Source organism: Pedococcus sp. P3_C7 (genome assembly GCF_056402615.1).
The window spans coordinates 384,590-402,524 of record NZ_JBFUHC010000006.1 but is presented as its reverse complement, the minus strand read 5'-3'; the positions used below and the strand labels follow the sequence as shown (position 1 = coordinate 402,524).

The window sequence follows — 17,935 nt, the reverse complement described above, 5'->3', positions numbered from 1 at the left end:
GTCGGTCGCCCATGACAGGATCGCGCCGATGCCTATCCAGCCCCGCGGCATACCCGTGCACGCCTCCGCAGACGACATCCTCGACGCTCTCGACCCCGAGCAGCGCGAGGTGGCCGCGCACCCCCTGGGGCCCATGGTGGTGCTGGCCGGTGCCGGCACGGGCAAGACGCGGGCGATCACCCACCGCATCGCCTACGGCGTGCACTCCGGCGCCTACCAGGGCCAGCGCGTGCTGGCGGTGACCTTCACCGCGCGCGCAGCCGGTGAGATGCGCACCCGTCTTCGGACGCTCGGCGTCGCCGGCGTGCAGGCACGCACCTTCCACGCGGCCGCCCTGCGGCAGCTGCACTACTTCTGGCCGCAGGCGATCGGCGGCGCAGCTCCCGAGGTGATGAGCCAGAAGGCCGCGGCAGTGGCCCAGGCCGCCGCGTCGCTGCGGCTCGACCTCGCCCGAGACCGCACCGCCATCCGCGACCTCGCCGCCGAGGTGGAGTGGGCCAAGGTCTCGATGCTCACCCCGGAGACGTATGCCGCGGGGGCGCGGGCCGCGCGCCGCGAGCCTCCCGGTCTGGACGCGACCGCGATGGCGCGGGTGCTCGAGGCGTACGAGCAGGTGAAGACCCAGCGCGGCGTGATCGACTTCGAGGACGTGCTCCTGCTGACGGTCGGGATCCTCGCGGAGCGCGAGGACATCGCCCGTGCGGTGCGCTCGCAGTACCGCCACTTCGTGGTGGACGAGTACCAGGACGTCAACGCGCTGCAGCAACGGCTCCTCGACCTGTGGGTGGGACAGCGCGACGACCTGTGCGTCGTGGGCGACCCGGCACAGACGATCTACTCCTTCACCGGGGCGAGCCCGGCGCACCTGCTGGGCTTCCAGGCCCGGCACCCCAAGGCCCAGGTGGTCCGACTGGTCCGCAACTACCGGTCGACCCCCCAGATCGTGGGGCTGGCCAACCTCGTCGTGCGTGGGCCGTCGGGCTCGATGCGGAGCAACGCCGTGCAGCTGCAGGCCCAGGGCGCCGACGGCCCGACACCGGTGCTGAGCTCCCATCCGGACGACCCGGCCGAGGCGGCGGCGGTGGCCGGCGAGATCGCCAAGCGGGTGGCCGACGGAGTGTCCCCGGCCGAGATCGCCGTGCTCTTTCGCACCAACGGGCAGTCCGAGGCGTTCGAGTCAGCGCTGGCCGAGCAGGAGATCCCCTACCTCGTCCGGGGAGGGGAACGGTTCTTCTCGCGCAGGGAGGTCCGCGACGCGATCCTGCTGCTGCGCGGGGCGGCCCGCTCGGACGACGCGTCGAAGCCGCTGCCCGAGCTGGTCCGCGACGTGCTGCTCGGGGCTGGCTGGACCCGGGAGGCGCCGGCTTCGGGTGGCGCCGGCCGCGAGCGGTGGGAGTCCCTGAGTGCGCTCGCCGCCCTGTCCGACGACCTGGTGGTGGCGACGCCCGAAGCCCGCCTGCCCGACTTCGTGCGTGAGCTCGACGAGCGCGCCTCTGCCCAGCACGCGCCGGCTGTCCAGGGCGTCACGCTGGCCTCCCTGCACGCGGCGAAGGGGCTGGAGTGGGACGTCGTCTTCCTCGCGGGAGTCTCCGACGGCTACCTGCCGATCATGATGGCCGAGACCCCCGAGGCGATCGAGGAGGAGCGGCGCCTCACCTACGTCGGGGTGACCCGTGCCCGGCGCGAGCTGCGGCTGTCCTGGTCGGGCGCGCGGACGCCGGGGGCCCGGGCAAGCCGCCGCCCGTCCCGGTTCCTCGACGGCGCGGCGAGCATCCTCGGCGACGGCGCCCGGTCGACCCCCAAGGGCTCCGGAAAGGTCGGCGGGTCCGGGTCGGGCGGGTCCGGCAGGGGAGGCCGGGGCAAGCAGCTCAAGGCCGCCCTCCCAGTGCACTGCCGCACGTGCGGCACGGAGCTGACGACGGCCGCACAGCGCAAGACCGGCCGGTGTGACACCTGCCCACCGACCTACTCCGAGGAGACGTTCGAGCGCCTGCGTGCCTGGCGACTGGCCGTCGCGCGCGAGACCAGCGTGCCGGCATACGTCGTCTTCACTGACGCCACGCTCACGGCGATCGCGGAGCGCGAGCCCACCTCCGAGGGGGAGCTGACCCAGATCTCGGGTGTCGGCGCCCGCAAGCTCGGACTCTACGGCGCGCAGGTGCTGGCCCTCATCGGTGGCGAAGACGTCGAATCCGTGCTCGAAAGTCGTTCTACCGCAACGGATTCCGACGACTAGGCGTTCGTTCACCAATTCTTTGCGGGAAATCTCGTTAAATGCGTTGCTGCCGCCGCAGGGCGTCCCCTACTCTGGATGAACACACCAGCCCAGGGGGTCGCGCGCGATGCGCCGGCGTCCACGAGCAGCCGAAGGAGGGAAGGTCCCAATGGAGAACATCACGATGACGATCGACGCGACTCACATGTCCCGCGTCCGTTCCGTGTGCCCCGAGGTCGGCCGTGTCCTCCTCGCAGGCAACCGTGGATGGGTCCAGGGGACCACTGTGCCCGCGCCCGTCGCCGCCCGTGTGATCACCGATGCCCCGGTTCCGACGTTCTACGTCGGCAGCTTCGGCGCCACCACCAAGGATCTCGAGTTCCGTCCCTTCGGAGAACCACCTGTCTAGGCCACCAGCCAGCAGGCCCTCTCCAAGGCCGCGGAACCCGATATCCGGGATCCGCGGCCTTTCTGTTTGTCCCGACGGCTGGTCGCCCAGCCGGTCAGGCAGCAGCACAGATTTCTTCCGCACCACCGCAAGCAGGAAGAAGCACCACCAGATGAAGTTCGACACCGAAGAGAACGGGTCGGCCCCCCACCGGGGACCAGCCGGCCAGACGGAACCAGAACTCGCCACCACCGTGGCGGGACGACGAGAGGGAGGTGACACCCGATGCATCTGAGCGCACTCCACGACCTGAACGAGCAGGCCGCGAGCGTTGGCGCCGGCATCCCGTGTCGAGACAACGACGCCGAGATGTGGTTCGCCGAGAGCCCGGCCGACGTCGAGTTCGCCAAGGCGCTGTGCCACACGTGTCCGGCCCTGGCCGCCTGCCTTGCGGGTGCCCTCGAGCGGTCGGAGCCGTGGGGCGTGTGGGGCGGTGAGCTCTTCGTCCAGGGAGCTGTCGTCGCACGCAAGCGGCCGCGGGGCCGGCCGCGGAAGAACCCGGTCGCCGCCTGATGTCGTCCACGACGCACGGTGCCGACCACATCACCCATTTCCAGTTCTCACCCACCAGGAGCTTCACCATGTTCCAGGCCTTGTACGCCGACCTGGCGCGCGCTCATCGAAAGCGCCGTCAACGGGAGTACCAGCGCCGGCTCGAGGCGCAGGCGCAGCACGACATGCTGCTCGCCCTGCCTCGCATGCTGGCCCGGTGACCCCCGTGCCCGAACCCGCCGGGACCTTCCGCTCTGGAGGTCGTCCCGGCGGGTTCTTCATGTCCGGGGGCCGTCGAGAGTGCACGACACGCTGACGGCCGGCCCGCGTCGTCAGCGTGTCGTGCACTCTCGACTCGTTATCGTCCGGGCATGTCCCGCGAAGCCGTCGTCACGGCGCTGACCGCCCCCGAACTGTCCGCCGTGGTCGACCTCGTTCTCTGGGTGGACGAGGGGGTCGCCCACGCCGCCAACCACCTGGGAGTGGTGCGGTTGCACGAGGACGGCAGCCACGAGGTGCTGGCGGGCCTCGATCCCGTGGCGAGCGAGGACCCGATGGCGTTCCTGCCCTACGACGCGGAGATCGCGGCCGCCGGTCCGCGGGTGTCCACCGACAACGCCTACCCGTATGCCGCGCAACGGATCCTGTCGTTGTTCGGCGACGCTGACCGCAGTCCCGACGTCGCGATCGTGCACTCACCGAGGCACTACTTCCCCGACGAGGGCGGCCACCTCGGCGAGCACGGTTCGCTCGACGTGATCCAGTCACGAGCGCCGTTGGTCATGTCCGGACCAGGCGTCGCACGACTCGGTCTCGTCGACGACCACGCCCGGCTGGTCGACGTGGCCCCGACCCTGGCCGTGATGTCCGGGGTGCCGGAGGCGGACCTGCGCGACGGCCGAGGTGAGGCACTGGACGGTCGGCCGCTCACGGCATACCTCGAACCACTGCCCGCAGGGCAGCGGCGCAGGGTCGTGGGGATCCTGTGGGACGGTGCGCACTGCGGCGACCTGCTGCAGCTCGCCCAGGCCGGCGACTTGCCCGGGGTGGCCAGACTTGTGTCTCGCGGACTGGCACTGCGGGGCGGTGCGGTGGCGGAGTTCCCCAGCGTGACCCTCACCAACCACACGTCGATCCTGACCGGAGTCGGACCGGGGCGGCACGGCGTGCTGGGGAACGTCTACTACGACCGAGCGTTGGACGAGCAGGTCGTGCCGAACAATGCCGAGACCTGGCACCGCAGTGCAGAGTGGCTGCGCCCGGGTGTGCGCACGGTGTTCGAGATGGTGAACGACCATGTGCAGCAAGGGGACTCGCCGCGAACGGCGAGTGTGGACGAGGCGATCGACCGGGGAGCCGACTACGGCACGATGGCGTTGTTGCGGGCGGCGGGCGGGTTCGAGGCGGCGACGAACGGCATGGGCGACCTCCTTCCGGACCCGGATGCTTCGCCGTTCGTGCAGCGCGCCGAGGACCTCGAGGACGCCTACTTCCGCTGGGGGGTGCAGGTCGACGACATGGGGCTGCAACAGATGCTCCAGCTCTGGGAGGACGCCGAAGGGGCGCCGACCCTGACCTGGTGGGCGCACGTCGTGACCGACGCAGGGCACCACGCGGGCGGCCCGCGCTCGCAGATGGCGCGCGACTCGTTGCGGCAGAGCGATGCCCGGCTGGTGGCGTTCCTCGACCACCTGGAGTCCTTGGGGGTACTCGCTGAGGTGACCTTCCTGTTGACGGCCGACCATGGGTTCGAAGGGGCTGACCAGAGCGTCACCGGTTCGTGGAAACCCGCGCTGGACGCGCTCGGCATCCCCTATCGGGACGAGGGCCCCGGCTTCGTCTATCTCCTCTGAGCATCGCCCAGTTAGGCTGGCGCGCATGGCTACGCAGATCCGGATCGCCCAGGACGAGGCCGCTGACGAGGTGCTGAGCAACGACCCCTTCGCCCTGCTGATCGGCATGCTGCTCGACCAGCAGTACCCGATGGAGCACGCGTTCCGGGGGCCGTGGAAGATCCTCGACCGGTTCGGCACGCTGGCGCCCGATGCGATCGCAGCGGCCGAGGCCGAGGCCTTCGCCGACCTGTGCGCGACGCCGCCTGCCATCCACCGCTACGGCCGGTCGATGGCGGGGCGTGTCCAGCAGCTGGCGACCGTCGTGCGCGACCAGTACGACGGCCGCGCCGAGACGATCTGGACCGACGCAAAGGATGCCCGCGACCTGCTGGACCGGCTCAAGGCGCTGCCCGGTTTCGGCGACCAGAAGGCCCGCATCTTTGCGGCACTGGTGGCCAAGCAGCTCGACGTGCGACCGGCGGGCTGGCAGGAGGCGATCGGCCCGTACGCCGAGGACGGCTCCTACCGGTCGGTGGCCGACGTCGTCGACGCGTCGTCCCTGGCCAAGGTGCGCGAGTTCAAGCAGGCCGCCAAGGCAGCGGCCAAGGCCAAAGCCGCCACCGTCACGAAGAAGTAGTAGCCGTGGCCGAGTCCGCGGGACCGACCCTGCAGCCACCGGTCTGCGCGACCTGCGGCACGGTGGCGCCTGACGCGTCGCTGGCCGCGATCACCTGGACCCGCGGCGTCGAGAACGGCAGGGACACCTGGACCTGCGACCGTTGCAGTCGCGAGCACCTGCGCAGCATCGAGGGCAAGCTCGACTCCGCCTGGTGGTGAACCGCGTTGCCCTCAGAGCCGATCGGCGCGCGACGTGTTGCCTCCTGGTGGTCACGGAGCCCCCCAAACAGGCGGTCCGTGACGATCTGCCGGCAACACGTCGGGGAGGGGYGGGRCGTGTTGCCKCCTGGTGGTCACGGAGCCCCCCAAACAGGCGGTCCGTGACGATCTGCCGGCAACAAGTGGCAGAGGGGTCGCAGCGTCAGGAGACGGGCGGGGGGAGGTGGCGCAGCTGCATACCGGGCATGTGGTCGACCACGATCTGGCGGGCCGGCACGGTCCCCCCGAGCTGGCACAGCACACCGATCCCGCCCAGCCAGACCCGGTGGATCAGCAGGTAGGACGGCGGCAGGTTGAGCTTCATCCCGACGAGGAACTCGGGCCGCCGGATGTCGTTGACGTGCGCCGCGACCCCTCGCAGCCAGGGCCGGCTGAAGGTGAACTCCGCGTGCGTCAGGGGCTCGATGAACGGCTGGAGGTACTCGAGCAGGGCCTCGGCGTCCAGCGACATCGACGGCTTGATGAACCCCTCGGACCGCAGGCCCTTCTCCAGCTCCGCTGCCTCCGACCGCAGGGCCGCGCCCACGAGCGAACCCATCGCCGGGGGCAGGCCTGCGGGCAGCCGGTTGACCGCGCCGTAGTCGATGACGCCGAGCCGCCCGTCGTCCAGCAACCGGAAGTTGCCCGGGTGCGGGTCGGCGTGCAGCAGCCCCGCGCGCGCCGGTCCCACCAGGAGGAACGCCATGTAGCGCGCGGAGGCGGCATTGCGCTCCTCCGGGGTGCCTGACGCCACGATCCGGGACAGCGGGGTGCCATCCATCCACTCCGAGACGATGACGTGCTCGCTGTTGACCAGGACGTCGGGCACCGCGAAGTGGGGGTCGCCGCGGAACGCCTTGGCGAAGGTGCGCTGGTTGGCCGCCTCGAGGTTGTAGTCGAGCTCCTCGCTCATCCGCGACTTGAGCTCGTCGGTGATGGGTTTGATGTCCATGCCGGGGATCCAGCCCCCGGCGAGGCGAGCCACGCGGGCGAGCTGGTTGAGGTCGGACAGCAGAGCCTTGCCGGCCCCGGGGTACTGGATCTTGACGGCGACCTCGCGGCCGTCCCGCCAGACCGCCTTGTGCACCTGACCGATCGAGGCGGCGGCTGAGGGCGTGTCCTCGAAGGACTGGAACTTCGCCGTCCGCCAGCGCGGCCCCAGCTCCTCGGCGAGCACCTTGTGGACGGTGGCTGCGGGCAGCGGGGGTGCCGCCTCCTGCAGCTTGGTCAGGGTCGCGCGGTAGGGCCCGGCCATCTCCTCGGGCAGCGCCGCCTCCATGACCGACATCGCCTGCCCGAACTTCATCGCCCCGCCCTTGAGCTCGCCGAGCACCTTGAACAGCTGCTCGGCCGTGCGCGCCTGGAGCTCGGCGGCGACGGCCTCGGCGGGCTTGCCCCCGACCCGCTTGCCGAACCCCATGGCGGTGCGCCCGGCGAACCCGAGGGGCAGGCTTGCCAGGCGGGCCGTGCGGGTGACGGCGCGGCGGGGGAGTTCGTTCACCCGGCCATTCTCGCCTGTGCGCGGGTGTCGACGTGGGCGGGTCGCCCAGACGTGTCGGATCCGGCCCCGCAGCCGCACCGCGGGTGCACCTCCCACTGCCGCTGTCGCACCCGTGGCCACGGCAGCGAGACCTCCAGGGAACGCCCCAGCGGGAGCACCTGTCCGTCGAGCACCGCGAGGGCCACCATCGCGGTCATCGACGTGGCCAGCCCGACGAGGGTGGTCTCGCCGCTGACCTCGGTGCCGGCACCGACCCGGGCAGGAAGGAGCTGGCCGAGCAGGGCCGGCCACCCGGGGTCGCGGTCCGCGCGGGCGAGGTCCAGGCACCGCAGGCAGGGCCCGTGCGGCACGACGACCGGCCCCACCACGGCCTCCAGGCCATGCAGCACCACGGGCACGACGGGTATGCCGCGGTCTCGCCACGGTCCCGCGGCCGCCGGGTCGAGGGCGCAGCTGCCGACGAGGACGACGAGCGCGGGCCCCGCCAGGCCGTTCCGCTCGGCGAGCGACTGCTCCCAGTCGTCGGCCACCTCGAAACCTTGTCGCACGGTCCCCACTCCGGCGTGGCGCAGCTCGGCAGCGACCGCTGCCGGGAGCTCTCCGCGACCCACGACGAACAGGTGGGCGGCGCGGCGCCTGGCCAGCGCGGCATACCCCTGCAGTGGTGGCGTGGCCGTGCGCAGCAGCGCCTGGGCGTCGTGGGCGAGCAGGGCACGGACCGGTGGCGGCAACGAGATCGGGTCACCGGCCTCGACGACCAGCCCGTGCCCGAGGAGCAGGTCGAGCAGGTCCTGCCCTGCCGGCGAGCGCAGCGCCGCAGGCACCTCGCGAGTCCCGTCGAGTGACTCGAGGGCGGACACCTCGTCCTCGCGCAGCCCGTCGAGGACGACCGCGTGGTCCGGGTCCGTGCCGAACTGCACGCATCCGCCGCCCCGCCGCAAGACAGGCCACAGGGTCTTGAGGAGGGGTCGTCCGGTCACGCGGCCCAATCTCGCACAGCCGCCGGGGCCGTCTGCCGGTCATCCACAGGGCTGCCCGACGTGCGGAGCAGGGCTGGACGTCTCAGCCGGGAACGCCGCGAGGGGCGGACCCGACCGAAGTCGGGCCCGCCCCTCGCGATGGAAAGCCTGGGTGGTGCTGGTGTCAGGCCTTGCCGAGAATGCGGTTCAGGTTGGTGCCGCACACGGGGCAGACGCCCTTGGCCATGCGACGGCCGTTCGTCTCCACGACACGGCCCTCGGCCTCGCGCTTCTCCTTGCACTTCACGCAGTAGAACTCGCCCTTGTAGGTCTCTTCAGCCATCGCCATGTCTCCTCTTGTTCACGGCACACGGTGCGCCGTCGGACTTCGGCCAACTTAGACCATGCTGAGCACAAAATGGCGCAAGGGGGGCCTGTGCGTCGTGCTCAGGGCCCACCCCTAGTCTTCGCCCCATGAGCGCACAGCCGTGGTGGGAGACCGAGCTCGAGGACCTGCGGGCCGAGCTGCGAGAGGCCTCGGGCCGGCGAATCGCGGTGGTGACGTTGAACCTGCCGGAACGTCGGAACTCGATGAGTACCGCCATGACGGGGTCATGGGTGAGGTTGATGGGGCTGCTGCGCACGGATGAGGCGCTCGCGGCGGTGGTGGTGACCGGCGCGGCCCCCGCCTTCAGCGGCGGTGGTGACCTGTCGTGGATCGTCAAGGACCCTGACGCGTCGGTCAGCGAGCTGCGGACGCGCATGCTCACCTTCTACCGGTCGTGGCTCTCGATCCGCGACCTCGAGGTGCCCACGATCGCGGCCGTGAACGGCGCCGCGATCGGTGCGGGTTGCGCCGTCGCGCTCGCCTGCGACATCCGGTATGCCGCCGCGGACGCGAGCCTGGGCGTGCCGTTCACCTCCCTGGGGCTGCACCCGGGCATGGCGACGACGTGGTCGCTGCCCAACATCGCCGGGCATGCGGTGGCCCGCGACCTGCTGCTCACCGGTCGCCTGGTCACGGGCACCGAAGCCGTCGGGCTGGGCATGGTGTCGCAGGCACTGCCGACCGACGAGGTGCTGCCGGCAGCGATCGCGGCAGCCGAGCGGGTCGCCGGCGCTGCGCCGGTTGCCACGCGGCTGACGTTGCAGGCCCTGCGCGACGGCGGGCACGCGAGCTTCGACGACGCGCTCCAGTGGGAAGCGCTGGCCCAGGCGGTCACGCTCGCCACCGAGGACCTGCACGAGGGGATCGCAGCGGCTGCGGCCAAGCGACGGCCGACCTTCCACGGTCGCTGAGCACCCGAGGCTAGGGTCGAGCGCATGGACTTCTCCCTGTCACCGCGTGCCACCGACCTGCGCGACCGCGTCCGGGCGTTCGTCGACACGGAGGTCGAGCCCGTCGAGGCCGACGTGCACGCCGAGATCCAGCGCCGCCGTGAGAGCGGCGGCGACCCGTGGGCGCCGCTGCCAGTGGTCAAGGAGCTCCAGGCCAAGGCACGGGCCCAGGGACTGTGGAACCTGTTCCTGCCCAAGGAGCATGCGGGACGGTATGCCGCCGACTTCGGCACCGACGGCGGCGAAGGACTGTCCAACGTCGACTACGCCCCCGTGGCCGAGGTGATGGGCCGCTCGGCCCTGGCGCCACTCGTCTTCAACAGCAACGCCCCCGACACCGGCAACATGGAGGTGCTGCTGCGGTACGGCTCGCCCGACCAGCAGCGCGAATGGCTGGAGCCGTTGCTCGACGCGCGGATCCGCAGCGCGTTCTGCATGACCGAGCCGGACGTCGCCTCCTCCGACGCGACCAACATGGCTGCCACCGCTGTGATCGAGGGTGACGAGGTCGTCGTCAACGGGCGCAAGTGGTTCTCCACGGGGGTGGGCAACCCCGAGTGCAAGATCCTTGTCTTCATGGGGCTGTCCGACCCGGACGCCGACCGCCATTCGCGCCACACCATGGTCCTCGTGCCGCGCGACGCCCCCGGCGTCAGGGTCGAGCGGATGCTCTCGACGATGGGCTACTACGACGAGCCGCTGGGTCACGGCGAGGTGTCCTTCACCGACGTCCGCGTCCCGGCGGGCAACATCCTGCTCGGGCCTGGCCGTGCCTACGAGATCGCTCAGGGACGCCTCGGACCGGGCCGCGTGCACCACTGCATGCGGACCATCGGCCTGGCCGAGCGATCCCTCGAGCTGGCCTGCCAGCGAGCCCTGTCGCGCACCGCGTTCGGCAAGCCGATCGCCAGGCTCGGCGGCAACCTCGAACGCATCGCGGACGCCCGCATCGCCATCAACCGCTCGCGGCTGCTGGTCATGCACGCCGCCTGGCTGCTCGACCAGGGCCTGTCGACGGAGGCGTTGTCGGCCGTCAGCGAGATCAAGGTCGAGGTGCCCGCCATGGCGCTCGACGTGATCGACCTCGCCGTCCAGCTGCACGGCGGCGGGGGCATGACCACGGACTTCCCGCTGGCCGCGGCCTGGGTGGGGGCGCGCTCGCTGCGCCTCGCCGACGGCCCCGACGAGGTGCACCGCAGCGTCGTCGGTCGGATCGAGCTGGGCAAGCACCGGTGAGTGCCGTGGCCGGCGCAAGGCCGGTGCGCTCCGAGGACGCCTTCGACGTCGACGCGGCGGCCGCGTGGCTGCGCACCCACACAGACCCCCGGTATGCCGCGGGGCTGGCTGGGCGGCCGGAGGTTCTCCAGTTCTCCGGGGGTGCGTCCAACCTGACGTACCTGCTGCGGTTCCCCGACCTCGACCTCGTGCTCCGTCGAGGCCCTAGCGGCACCAAGGCCAGGGGCGCCCACGACATGGGTCGCGAGCACCGCATCCAGTCGGCGCTCGGTCCCGTATTTCCTTATGTGGCAACGATGGTCGCGTTCTGTGACTCGCCCGAGGTTATGGGTGCCGACTTCTACGTGATGGAGCGACTCGTCGGCACGGTGCCGCGACGCGAGATGCCGGTGGAGCTGTCGCCCGACCAGGCCGGTCGGCTGTGCGAGTCCATGCTCGACGTCCTCGTGGAGCTGCACTCCGTCGATGCCGCGGCGTGCGGACTGGACACCCTCGGCAAGGGCGAGGGCTACGTCCGTCGCCAGGTCGAGGGCTGGTCGGCCCGCTACCGCAGGGCGCGCACCACCGGTCAGCCCGACCTCGAGCACGCCATGGCCTGGCTCGACGAGCACCAGCCCGCCGACGTGCGCAGCGGCGTGATCCACAACGACTACAAGCTCGACAACCTCGTGCTCGCCCCCGAGGACCCGACCCGGATCGTGGGCATCTTCGACTGGGAGATGGCCACGGTCGGCGATCCCCTCATGGACCTCGGCGCGGCCCTTGCGTACTGGGTGCAGGCCAACGACGACGAGGACCATCAGGCCTTCCGTCGGGTGCCGACCCACCTCCCAGGAATGCTGACGCGCGAGCAGATGATCGCCGGCTACTGCGAGCGGATGGGGGTCGAGGTCAGCGCGCGGCAGGCGCTGTTCTACCAGGCCTACGGCGTCTTCCGCCTCGCCGTCATCGCCCAGCAGATCTACTACCGCTACGCGAACGGCCAGACCACCAACGAGGCCTACGCCGTGTTCGGTCCGGCCGTCCAGATCCTCGACCGACGGCTTCGGAAGCTCCTCGCCTGAGGGGCACCATCCGAAGGGCGCGATCGGGTCCCACGGACGTGTTGCGTCCTGGTGGTCACCGGGGACCCAGAACGGCTGTCGGTGACGATCTGCGGGCAACAAGTCGCGGGTGCCACGGACGTGTTGCGTCCTGGTGGTCACCGGGCGCCTAGAACGGCTGTCGGTGACGATCTGCGGGCAACAAGTCGCGGGCGCCTCGGACGTGTTGCGTCCTGGTGGTCACCGGGGACCCAGAACGGCTGTCGGTGACGATCTGCGGGCAACAAGTCGGGTGCCCGCCGAAGACCGCGGCGCACCGGGAGACGGCGCGGATCGCCGGAGTTGTCGGCGGGCTCGCCTATCGTGGTGGGCATGGGGAGCACCGACATCGAGGTCCGTCGCAGCCGCAAGCGCCGTCGCACCGTGAGTGCCTACCGCGAGGACGGGCGCACCATCGTGCTGATTCCCGCCCGGTTCACCAAGGCCGAAGAGCAGCAGTGGGTCGCCACCATGCTCGACAAGCTGGCCAAGGGCGACAAGCGCCGACGCCCGAGTGACGCCCAGCTGCGCACCCGCTCGGTCGAGCTCTCCCAGCGCTATCTTGGCGGCCAGGCGCGACCGAGCAGCATCCGCTGGGTCACCAACCAGAACTCCCGCTGGGGTTCCTGCACCCCGTCCGACGGCACCATCCGGATCTCCACCCGCGTCAAGGGCATGCCGGGCTTCGTCCTCGACTACGTGATCCTCCACGAGCTGGCCCACCTGCTCTCACCCGGCCACGGCCCGGACTTCTGGGCGCTGCTCGAGGGCTACCCGCGGCTGGAGCGCGCGCGGGGCTACCTCGAGGGCGTGGCGGCGACAGCCGGGCTCGACCTGTCCGACGGCGAGACCGACAGCGACGAGCTGGGCCAGGCCGCCCTGGACTTCGGTCCCAGCGACTGACCCCACAGCGACTGACCCCACGGCGACTGACCTGACCGCGACTGACCCACCGGCTCAGCCCAGGAGCACCGCCTAGCTGCCCAGCACCCGTCTGGCTGCCTCGGCCAGCGGCCTGATCTCTCCAGCGCTGGCTGCCGGGAGCCCGTCCACCGGCCACCAGGCCACGTCGAGGGATTCCTCGCTCACGGCATACGCGTCCTCGTCGCGGGCGACGCCGGCGTACCTCAGGTCGAGGTGCTCGCTGCACCGTCCGAAACCCGTGGCCAGCAGCGCGTGACGGTCGAGGTGGACCAGCTGCGGATGCAGCGCGAGGTCGGCGATGCCCGACTCCTCCTGCGCCTCCCGGGTCGCGGCGGCGAGCACGGTGGTGTCGCCGGGCTCGAAGTGACCACCGAACTGCAGCCAGAGACCGGCCTTGGCGTGCAGGGTGAGCAGCACCTTGTCGAGAGAAGCGTTGAGCACCAGCGCACTCGCGGTCAGGTGTGCCGGCGGTCCCTGCTTCCACAAGGCGTCCGGGTGCGCCTCGCAGTGGCCCAGCAGCTCCACCCGCAGCCGCTCCTGCTGGGCGTCCGGCGCATCCCACTCCTCCAGCACGCTCTGGGCGTCAGCCCGAAGCGCGAGGTATGCCGCGGGCACGTCCGTCGGCGCCGCCGTCACCGTCCGTCCTCGTCGGGGGAGTCCGGACCAGCGTGGGAGTCCGGACCAGCGTGGGGTTCGTCGGTCGTCGGCGCGCCGTCGGTCGGCTGCGAGCCGCCGCCGGCCCCACCCTCGCTGAGGAGCTCGTCGAGGGCTGCGTCGAGGTCGGCGCTGTCGGACGTGCCGTAGCGCTCGACGTAGCCGAGGGGGTCGTCGAGGTCGGCGCCGGTGGGCGCGACATCGGGGTGTCCCCAGGCTCCGTCACGACCGGCGGCCCCGTGCCTGGCCTCGAGGGCGGCCCACAGGTTGGCGGCGTCGCGCAGCCGCCGTGGCCGCAGCTCCAGTCCGACCAGCCCCGCGAAGGCCTTCTCCGCCGGACCCCCGGTGGCCCGTCGGCGTCGCACGGCTTCGCCCAGGGCGGCCGCCTGCGGCAGGTGATCGCGGGTCGTGCGGTCGGCGACGACGTCGACCCAGCCCTCGACGAGCGCGAGGTAGGTCTCGAGCCGGGCCAGCGCCGCGCGTTGCGCAGGACTGGGGTCCGGGCGGAAGAGCTGGTCCTGCAGCGCCGCCTGCAACGCGTTCGCGTCGCTGGCGTCGACCGACTCCAACGCCGTCTCGATCCGGTCGGTGTCGATGCTGATGTCGCGGGCGTAGTCGCGCACCGCCGCCACCAGCTGTGGCCCGATCCACGGCACCTCGGAGAACAACCGGACCCGCGCTGCCTCACGGACGGCGAGGTAGATGCGGACCTGGTCGAGGTCCACGCCGAGTCCGTCGGCGAAGGCCTCGACGTTGGCGGGGAGCAGGGCCACAGACCGGTCCGGCACGAGCGGCAGACCGACTTCGGTGCCGCTGACGGTCTCGGTCGCGAGGGTGCCGACGGCCTGGCCGACCTGCAGCCCGAACATCGCCCCGCTCATCTTGGCCAGCATCGGCTCCATCTGGCCGAGCATCGCGGCGGGGTCGATCCCTGCGGGGAGGATCCCCTCGGGCAGGCCGCTCTCACCGAGCTGCTGGAGCTGGGTACGCATGGCGTCCCCGACGGCTCGTCCCACGCCTTCGGCGACCGGCTCGACCAGCGTGCGCCAGGTCGGCATGGTCGCCTCGACCCATTCGGCGCGGCTCCACGCGTGGGTCGTGATGCCGGGCGCCTCGAAGGCGGTCACCTCGTCGAGCCAGAGCTCGGCGACCTGGACCGCCTGGTCGAGCTGGCGGCGGGCGGCGTCGCCGACCACGGCGTCGCCCGCCTCTGACACCGTCTTGCGGGCCGTGTCGGTCGCGAGGGTGAGGTTGAAGGCGTCGGTGTCGGTGCTCGCGAACATGGACTGCATCTGGCCGACCATCATCTGGAGCATGGCGGGGTCGACCTGGTCGATGCCCATGTCCTTGAGGGCCTTGGCCATGTCAGGGTCCACCTCACCGCCGGTGAGCCGGGCGAGGACCGCCTCGATCTCCGGCGAGAGCCCGGAAACCCCGGAGGAGTCGTCGGAGGAGTCGTCGAAGGACTCGCCCGGGTCGTCGCGAGGGTCGTAGGGGTCACTCGGGTCACTGGGGTCACGCGGGTCGTGGGGGTCACGGGGTAGGTCGGGCACAACTGCTCCTCAGCGGTCCTGAGAGGATGGACTCTCACTAGACAACCACGCGGAGGCCACAGTGAGTTCCCCCGGGCGGGCTGGACGGGACGCCGTTCGCTCGCGGCGTAGCGTCATCGACGTCGCGGTGATCGGCACGGCCGGTCCCGCCGGTCGAGCGTTGTTGCGCGCGCTGGTCTCGGCCGCTGCCCGAGGGTCCACCACGGCACGACCCGGCGGCGCCGTCGACGAGGCGCGCATCGGTGCCGTCGTGGCGATCGACACCGAGCCGACTCCGGTGGGTGGAGTGCAGTTCCGCTACGCCGACCCCGGTGACCCGAACCTGGTGAAGGCGCTCGCGGGGGTCCACGCCGCGGCATACGTGGCGGCGAGCACCAACCTCGCTCGGGACCTGGCGATGGGCACGCGGGCGCGTCGCGAACGCAGCCTCCGCATCGCCCAGACCGTCATCACCGCCGCGGCGGCTGCGGGCGTCCGCCAATTGGTCGTCGTGACGTCGGCGCAGACCTTCGGGGCGCTCGCCGACAACCCCGTGCCCCTCGAGGACGATGCACCCCTGCGCGCGCCCGCGGACGGCGGGCACGTCGGTGACCTGATGGACGTCGAGCAGCTCATTCGGGTGGCGCGCGACGTGCACCCGGGACTGGTCATCACGGCGGTGCGGCCCGCGGCCCTCGTGGGAGAGGGCGTGGACACCGTCGTCACCCGGCACTTCGAGGCGCCCCGGCTGCTCATGCTGCGAGGCGCCGAACCCGCGTGGCAGTTCTGCCACGTCGACGACCTGGGCTCGGCCGTCGCCCTGGTGATGGCGCAGGGAGTCGCCGGAGAGGTCTCGGTCGGCGCGCCCGGCCACCTCACCCAGTCCGACCTCGAACGGCTCACCGGCATGCGCAGGGTCGAGCTCGGCATGGTGGCGGCGATGGGAACTGCGGACCGCCTCCACCGCGTTGGGGTGTTGCCGGCACCCGCCAGCGACCTGGCCTTCGTGGCCTTTCCCTGGGCAGTCTCTGCTCGCACACTGCTGGGTCGCGGCTGGGTGCCGGTCCACGACAACGAGACCTGCCTCGGCGTGCTGCTGGACACGATCCGGGGTTCACACGCGGTGGCGGCCCGCAGGGTGGACCGCAAGGATGCGGCTCTGGGGGCGGCCAGCGCCGCGGTGGCCCTGGTGGGCACGGCAGCAATCATGCGGCGACGCCGCAGGAAAGGTTCGACGGCATGAGCGATCCGGTCACCGAGCTCGACAGCGAGCCCACCGTGGTGCTCTGCGACGTCCGCGACGAACCACTGAGCGTCGACGAGGTGCTCGCCCTGGTGCAGCACCCCCGGTGCGGGGGCATCGCCCTGTTCGTGGGCGTCGTGCGCGACCACGACCACGGAGCGCCGGTGTCGGCGCTGGACTACTCCGCCCACCCCAGCGTGGTCGAGACCCTGGAGCGGGTATGCCGCGAGGTCGCCGCGCGCCACCACGTCGCCCGCCTGGCAGCGGTGCACCGCGTGGGTCACCTCGAGATCGGTGACCGCGCGGTGGTGGCGGCAGTCTCGGCTCCGCACCGTGGCGAGGCGTTCGAGGCCTGCCGTGACCTCATCGACACGCTGAAGGGGACGGTGCCGATCTGGAAGCACCAGCTGTTCACCGACGGCAGCGATGAGTGGGTGGGGCTGCCGTGAGCGGGCCGTTCCAGAAGCACGCCTCGGACCAGCACCTCACGGATGACACCGGCCGGGCCCCGCACACGCCGGACCAGGGTGCGCTCGCGGAGGACCCCTACCGGCTCAGCCGGCGGTCCACCGTGGCCCTGGTCGGCTTCTTCCTGCTGATCGCCCTCGGGGCCCTGTCGACCATGGTCGGACTGCCGTATGTCGTGATGAAGCCCGGACCGATCACCAACACCCTGGGCACCCTCGACGGCAAGCAGCTGATCACCGTCTCGGGCGCCCAGACCTTCCCGACCAAGGGAGCGCTCGACTTCACCACCGTCCGCATCGCCGGTGGCCCCGGCTACCGCGTGACCGTGTGGAGCCTGCTCGCGGCCGCGATCGACCCCAGCGAGGACGTCGTCGACGAGGAGCTGTACTTCCCCAAGGGGGTGACGGACAAGCAGGTCGAGGAGGAGAGCACCGCCGAGATGATCGACTCCCAGCAGGAGGCCGTGGCCGTGGCGCTGAAGGCCCTCGGCAAGAAGGTCGTCGAGCACGTCGTCATCGGACAGGTCGCCAAGGACGCACCGTCGGCGGCGCTGCTGAAGGCGGGCGACGAGATCGTCACCATCGACGGCAAGCCGGTGGCCGACTCCAACGCGGTGCGTGCCGGCGTCGGCGCCCACAAGCCGGGGGAGCGGGTGGCCCTCGGGCTGGTCCGGGGCGGCAAGCCACTCACGGTCACGGCCCAGACACGCGAGGCCGATGGTCGCGCCACGGTGGGCGTCTTCCTCGGCATCCGGTTCGAGTTCCCGATCGACGTCAGGATCAACGCCGGCAACGTCGGAGGCCCGTCGGCTGGGACGATGTTCTCCCTGGCCGTCTACGACACGCTCACACCCGGCCCGCTCACCGGTGGGCAGAAGATCGCCGGCACGGGCACGATCAACGCGGCCGGCCGCGTGGGACCGATCGGCGGCATCCAGCAGAAGCTGGTCGGCGCCCACGACGGAGGTGCCACGTGGTTCCTCGCTCCCGCGGACAACTGCGACGAGGTCGTGGGCCACGTCCCCGACGGACTGCGCGTGGTCAGGATCGCGACCTTCGACGAGGCCAGGAAGGCCGTCGAGGCGATCGCCGACAAGCGCGCCGGCTCGTTGCCCACCTGCACGAAGTAGCCC

19 protein-coding genes are annotated in these 17,935 nt (G+C 71.4%); 14 read left to right on the top strand and 5 right to left on the bottom strand.

The annotated features are described in order from the left end of the window. The first annotated feature begins 28 nt into the window (after positions 1 to 28). From AC1DS4_RS10225 to AC1DS4_RS10195, 7 genes are all read left to right on the top strand, one after another. Positions 29 to 2,236, top strand: coding sequence for an ATP-dependent DNA helicase UvrD2 (locus tag AC1DS4_RS10225; protein WP_477632397.1), 2,208 nt, complete (start codon positions 29 to 31; stop codon positions 2,234 to 2,236). A 148-nt stretch (positions 2,237 to 2,384) separates the two neighbouring features. Then, complete coding sequence (locus AC1DS4_RS10220) at positions 2,385 to 2,624, top strand: hypothetical protein (RefSeq protein WP_477615685.1); 240 nt, start codon at positions 2,385 to 2,387, stop codon at positions 2,622 to 2,624. Positions 2,625 to 2,888: 264 nt separating this feature from the next. Beyond that, the gene (locus AC1DS4_RS10215; RefSeq protein WP_477615686.1) at positions 2,889 to 3,176 is read left to right on the top strand and encodes a WhiB family transcriptional regulator; all 288 of its coding nucleotides are present in this window, start codon (positions 2,889 to 2,891) and stop codon (positions 3,174 to 3,176) included. A gap of 68 nt (positions 3,177 to 3,244) precedes the next feature. Beyond that, on the top strand, positions 3,245 to 3,376 hold the full coding sequence (locus AC1DS4_RS10210; protein WP_477615687.1) for a hypothetical protein: 132 nt from the start codon (positions 3,245 to 3,247) through the stop codon (positions 3,374 to 3,376). Between the two features lie 150 nt (positions 3,377 to 3,526). Next, positions 3,527 to 5,008 carry an alkaline phosphatase family protein gene (locus AC1DS4_RS10205; protein ID WP_477632398.1) on the top strand — a complete coding sequence of 494 codons (1,482 nt, stop codon included), beginning with the start codon at positions 3,527 to 3,529 and terminating at the stop codon, positions 5,006 to 5,008. 25 nt (positions 5,009 to 5,033) lie between these two features. After that, complete coding sequence (locus AC1DS4_RS10200) at positions 5,034 to 5,627, top strand: HhH-GPD-type base excision DNA repair protein (RefSeq protein ID WP_477632399.1); 594 nt, start codon at positions 5,034 to 5,036, stop codon at positions 5,625 to 5,627. Positions 5,628 to 5,632: 5 nt separating this feature from the next. Then, the gene (locus AC1DS4_RS10195; RefSeq protein WP_477615690.1) at positions 5,633 to 5,827 is read left to right on the top strand and encodes a hypothetical protein; all 195 of its coding nucleotides are present in this window, start codon (positions 5,633 to 5,635) and stop codon (positions 5,825 to 5,827) included. A 202-nt stretch (positions 5,828 to 6,029) separates the two neighbouring features. On the opposite strand, the gene AC1DS4_RS10190 is transcribed toward AC1DS4_RS10195, so the two are convergent. The 3 genes from AC1DS4_RS10190 to AC1DS4_RS10180 form a co-directional block, all read right to left on the bottom strand. Beyond that, on the bottom strand, positions 6,030 to 7,367 hold the full coding sequence (locus AC1DS4_RS10190) for an ABC1 kinase family protein (protein ID WP_477615691.1): 1,338 nt from the start codon (positions 7,365 to 7,367) through the stop codon (positions 6,030 to 6,032). Then, positions 7,364 to 8,347, bottom strand: coding sequence for a hypothetical protein (locus tag AC1DS4_RS10185; protein ID WP_477624188.1), 984 nt, complete (start codon positions 8,345 to 8,347; stop codon positions 7,364 to 7,366). Before AC1DS4_RS10185 ends, AC1DS4_RS10190 begins: the two co-directional genes overlap by 4 nt. Positions 8,348 to 8,510: 163 nt before the next feature. After that, the gene (locus AC1DS4_RS10180; protein WP_091788997.1) at positions 8,511 to 8,669 is read right to left on the bottom strand and encodes a DUF5679 domain-containing protein; all 159 of its coding nucleotides are present in this window, start codon (positions 8,667 to 8,669) and stop codon (positions 8,511 to 8,513) included. 131 nt (positions 8,670 to 8,800) lie between these two features. Between AC1DS4_RS10180 and AC1DS4_RS10175 the strand changes: the two genes are divergently transcribed. The 4 genes from AC1DS4_RS10175 (at position 8,801) to AC1DS4_RS10160 (ending at position 12,885) form a co-directional block, all read left to right on the top strand. Next, a complete protein-coding gene (locus AC1DS4_RS10175) occupies positions 8,801 to 9,625 on the top strand; it encodes an enoyl-CoA hydratase/isomerase family protein (protein ID WP_477624189.1) in 825 nt (274 codons plus the stop codon). 24 nt (positions 9,626 to 9,649) lie between these two features. Then, positions 9,650 to 10,900 (top strand): acyl-CoA dehydrogenase family protein, encoded by a 1,251-nt coding sequence (locus AC1DS4_RS10170; RefSeq protein WP_477632400.1) that lies wholly within the window; start codon positions 9,650 to 9,652, stop codon positions 10,898 to 10,900. Continuing rightward, the gene (locus AC1DS4_RS10165; RefSeq protein WP_477632401.1) at positions 10,897 to 11,964 is read left to right on the top strand and encodes a phosphotransferase family protein; all 1,068 of its coding nucleotides are present in this window, start codon (positions 10,897 to 10,899) and stop codon (positions 11,962 to 11,964) included. The genes AC1DS4_RS10170 and AC1DS4_RS10165 overlap by 4 nt, the downstream gene beginning before the upstream one ends. 351 nt (positions 11,965 to 12,315) lie before the next feature. Continuing rightward, a complete protein-coding gene (locus tag AC1DS4_RS10160; protein ID WP_477615696.1) occupies positions 12,316 to 12,885 on the top strand; it encodes a M48 metallopeptidase family protein in 570 nt (189 codons plus the stop codon). Between the two features lie 72 nt (positions 12,886 to 12,957). Here the strand turns inward: AC1DS4_RS10160 and AC1DS4_RS10155 are convergent, their stop codons facing one another. After that, positions 12,958 to 13,542 (bottom strand): NUDIX hydrolase, encoded by a 585-nt coding sequence (locus AC1DS4_RS10155; protein WP_477632402.1) that lies wholly within the window; start codon positions 13,540 to 13,542, stop codon positions 12,958 to 12,960. After that, a complete protein-coding gene (locus tag AC1DS4_RS10150) occupies positions 13,539 to 15,113 on the bottom strand; it encodes a zinc-dependent metalloprotease (RefSeq protein ID WP_477632403.1) in 1,575 nt (524 codons plus the stop codon). The genes AC1DS4_RS10155 and AC1DS4_RS10150 overlap by 4 nt, the downstream gene beginning before the upstream one ends. Positions 15,114 to 15,174: 61 nt before the next feature. Here AC1DS4_RS10150 and AC1DS4_RS10145 point away from each other — a divergent pair, with 61 nt between their 5' ends. From AC1DS4_RS10145 to AC1DS4_RS10135, 3 genes are read left to right on the top strand one after another with little or no spacing between them, the layout of a single operon-like run. Further along, complete coding sequence (locus AC1DS4_RS10145) at positions 15,175 to 16,335, top strand: NAD-dependent epimerase/dehydratase family protein (RefSeq protein WP_477624194.1); 1,161 nt, start codon at positions 15,175 to 15,177, stop codon at positions 16,333 to 16,335. Beyond that, a complete protein-coding gene (locus tag AC1DS4_RS10140; protein ID WP_477615700.1) occupies positions 16,332 to 16,784 on the top strand; it encodes a molybdenum cofactor biosynthesis protein MoaE in 453 nt (150 codons plus the stop codon). The genes AC1DS4_RS10145 and AC1DS4_RS10140 overlap by 4 nt, the downstream gene beginning before the upstream one ends. Further along, a complete protein-coding gene (locus AC1DS4_RS10135; RefSeq protein ID WP_477624195.1) occupies positions 16,781 to 17,932 on the top strand; it encodes a YlbL family protein in 1,152 nt (383 codons plus the stop codon). The genes AC1DS4_RS10140 and AC1DS4_RS10135 overlap by 4 nt, the downstream gene beginning before the upstream one ends. Positions 17,933 to 17,935 lie beyond the last annotated feature (3 nt).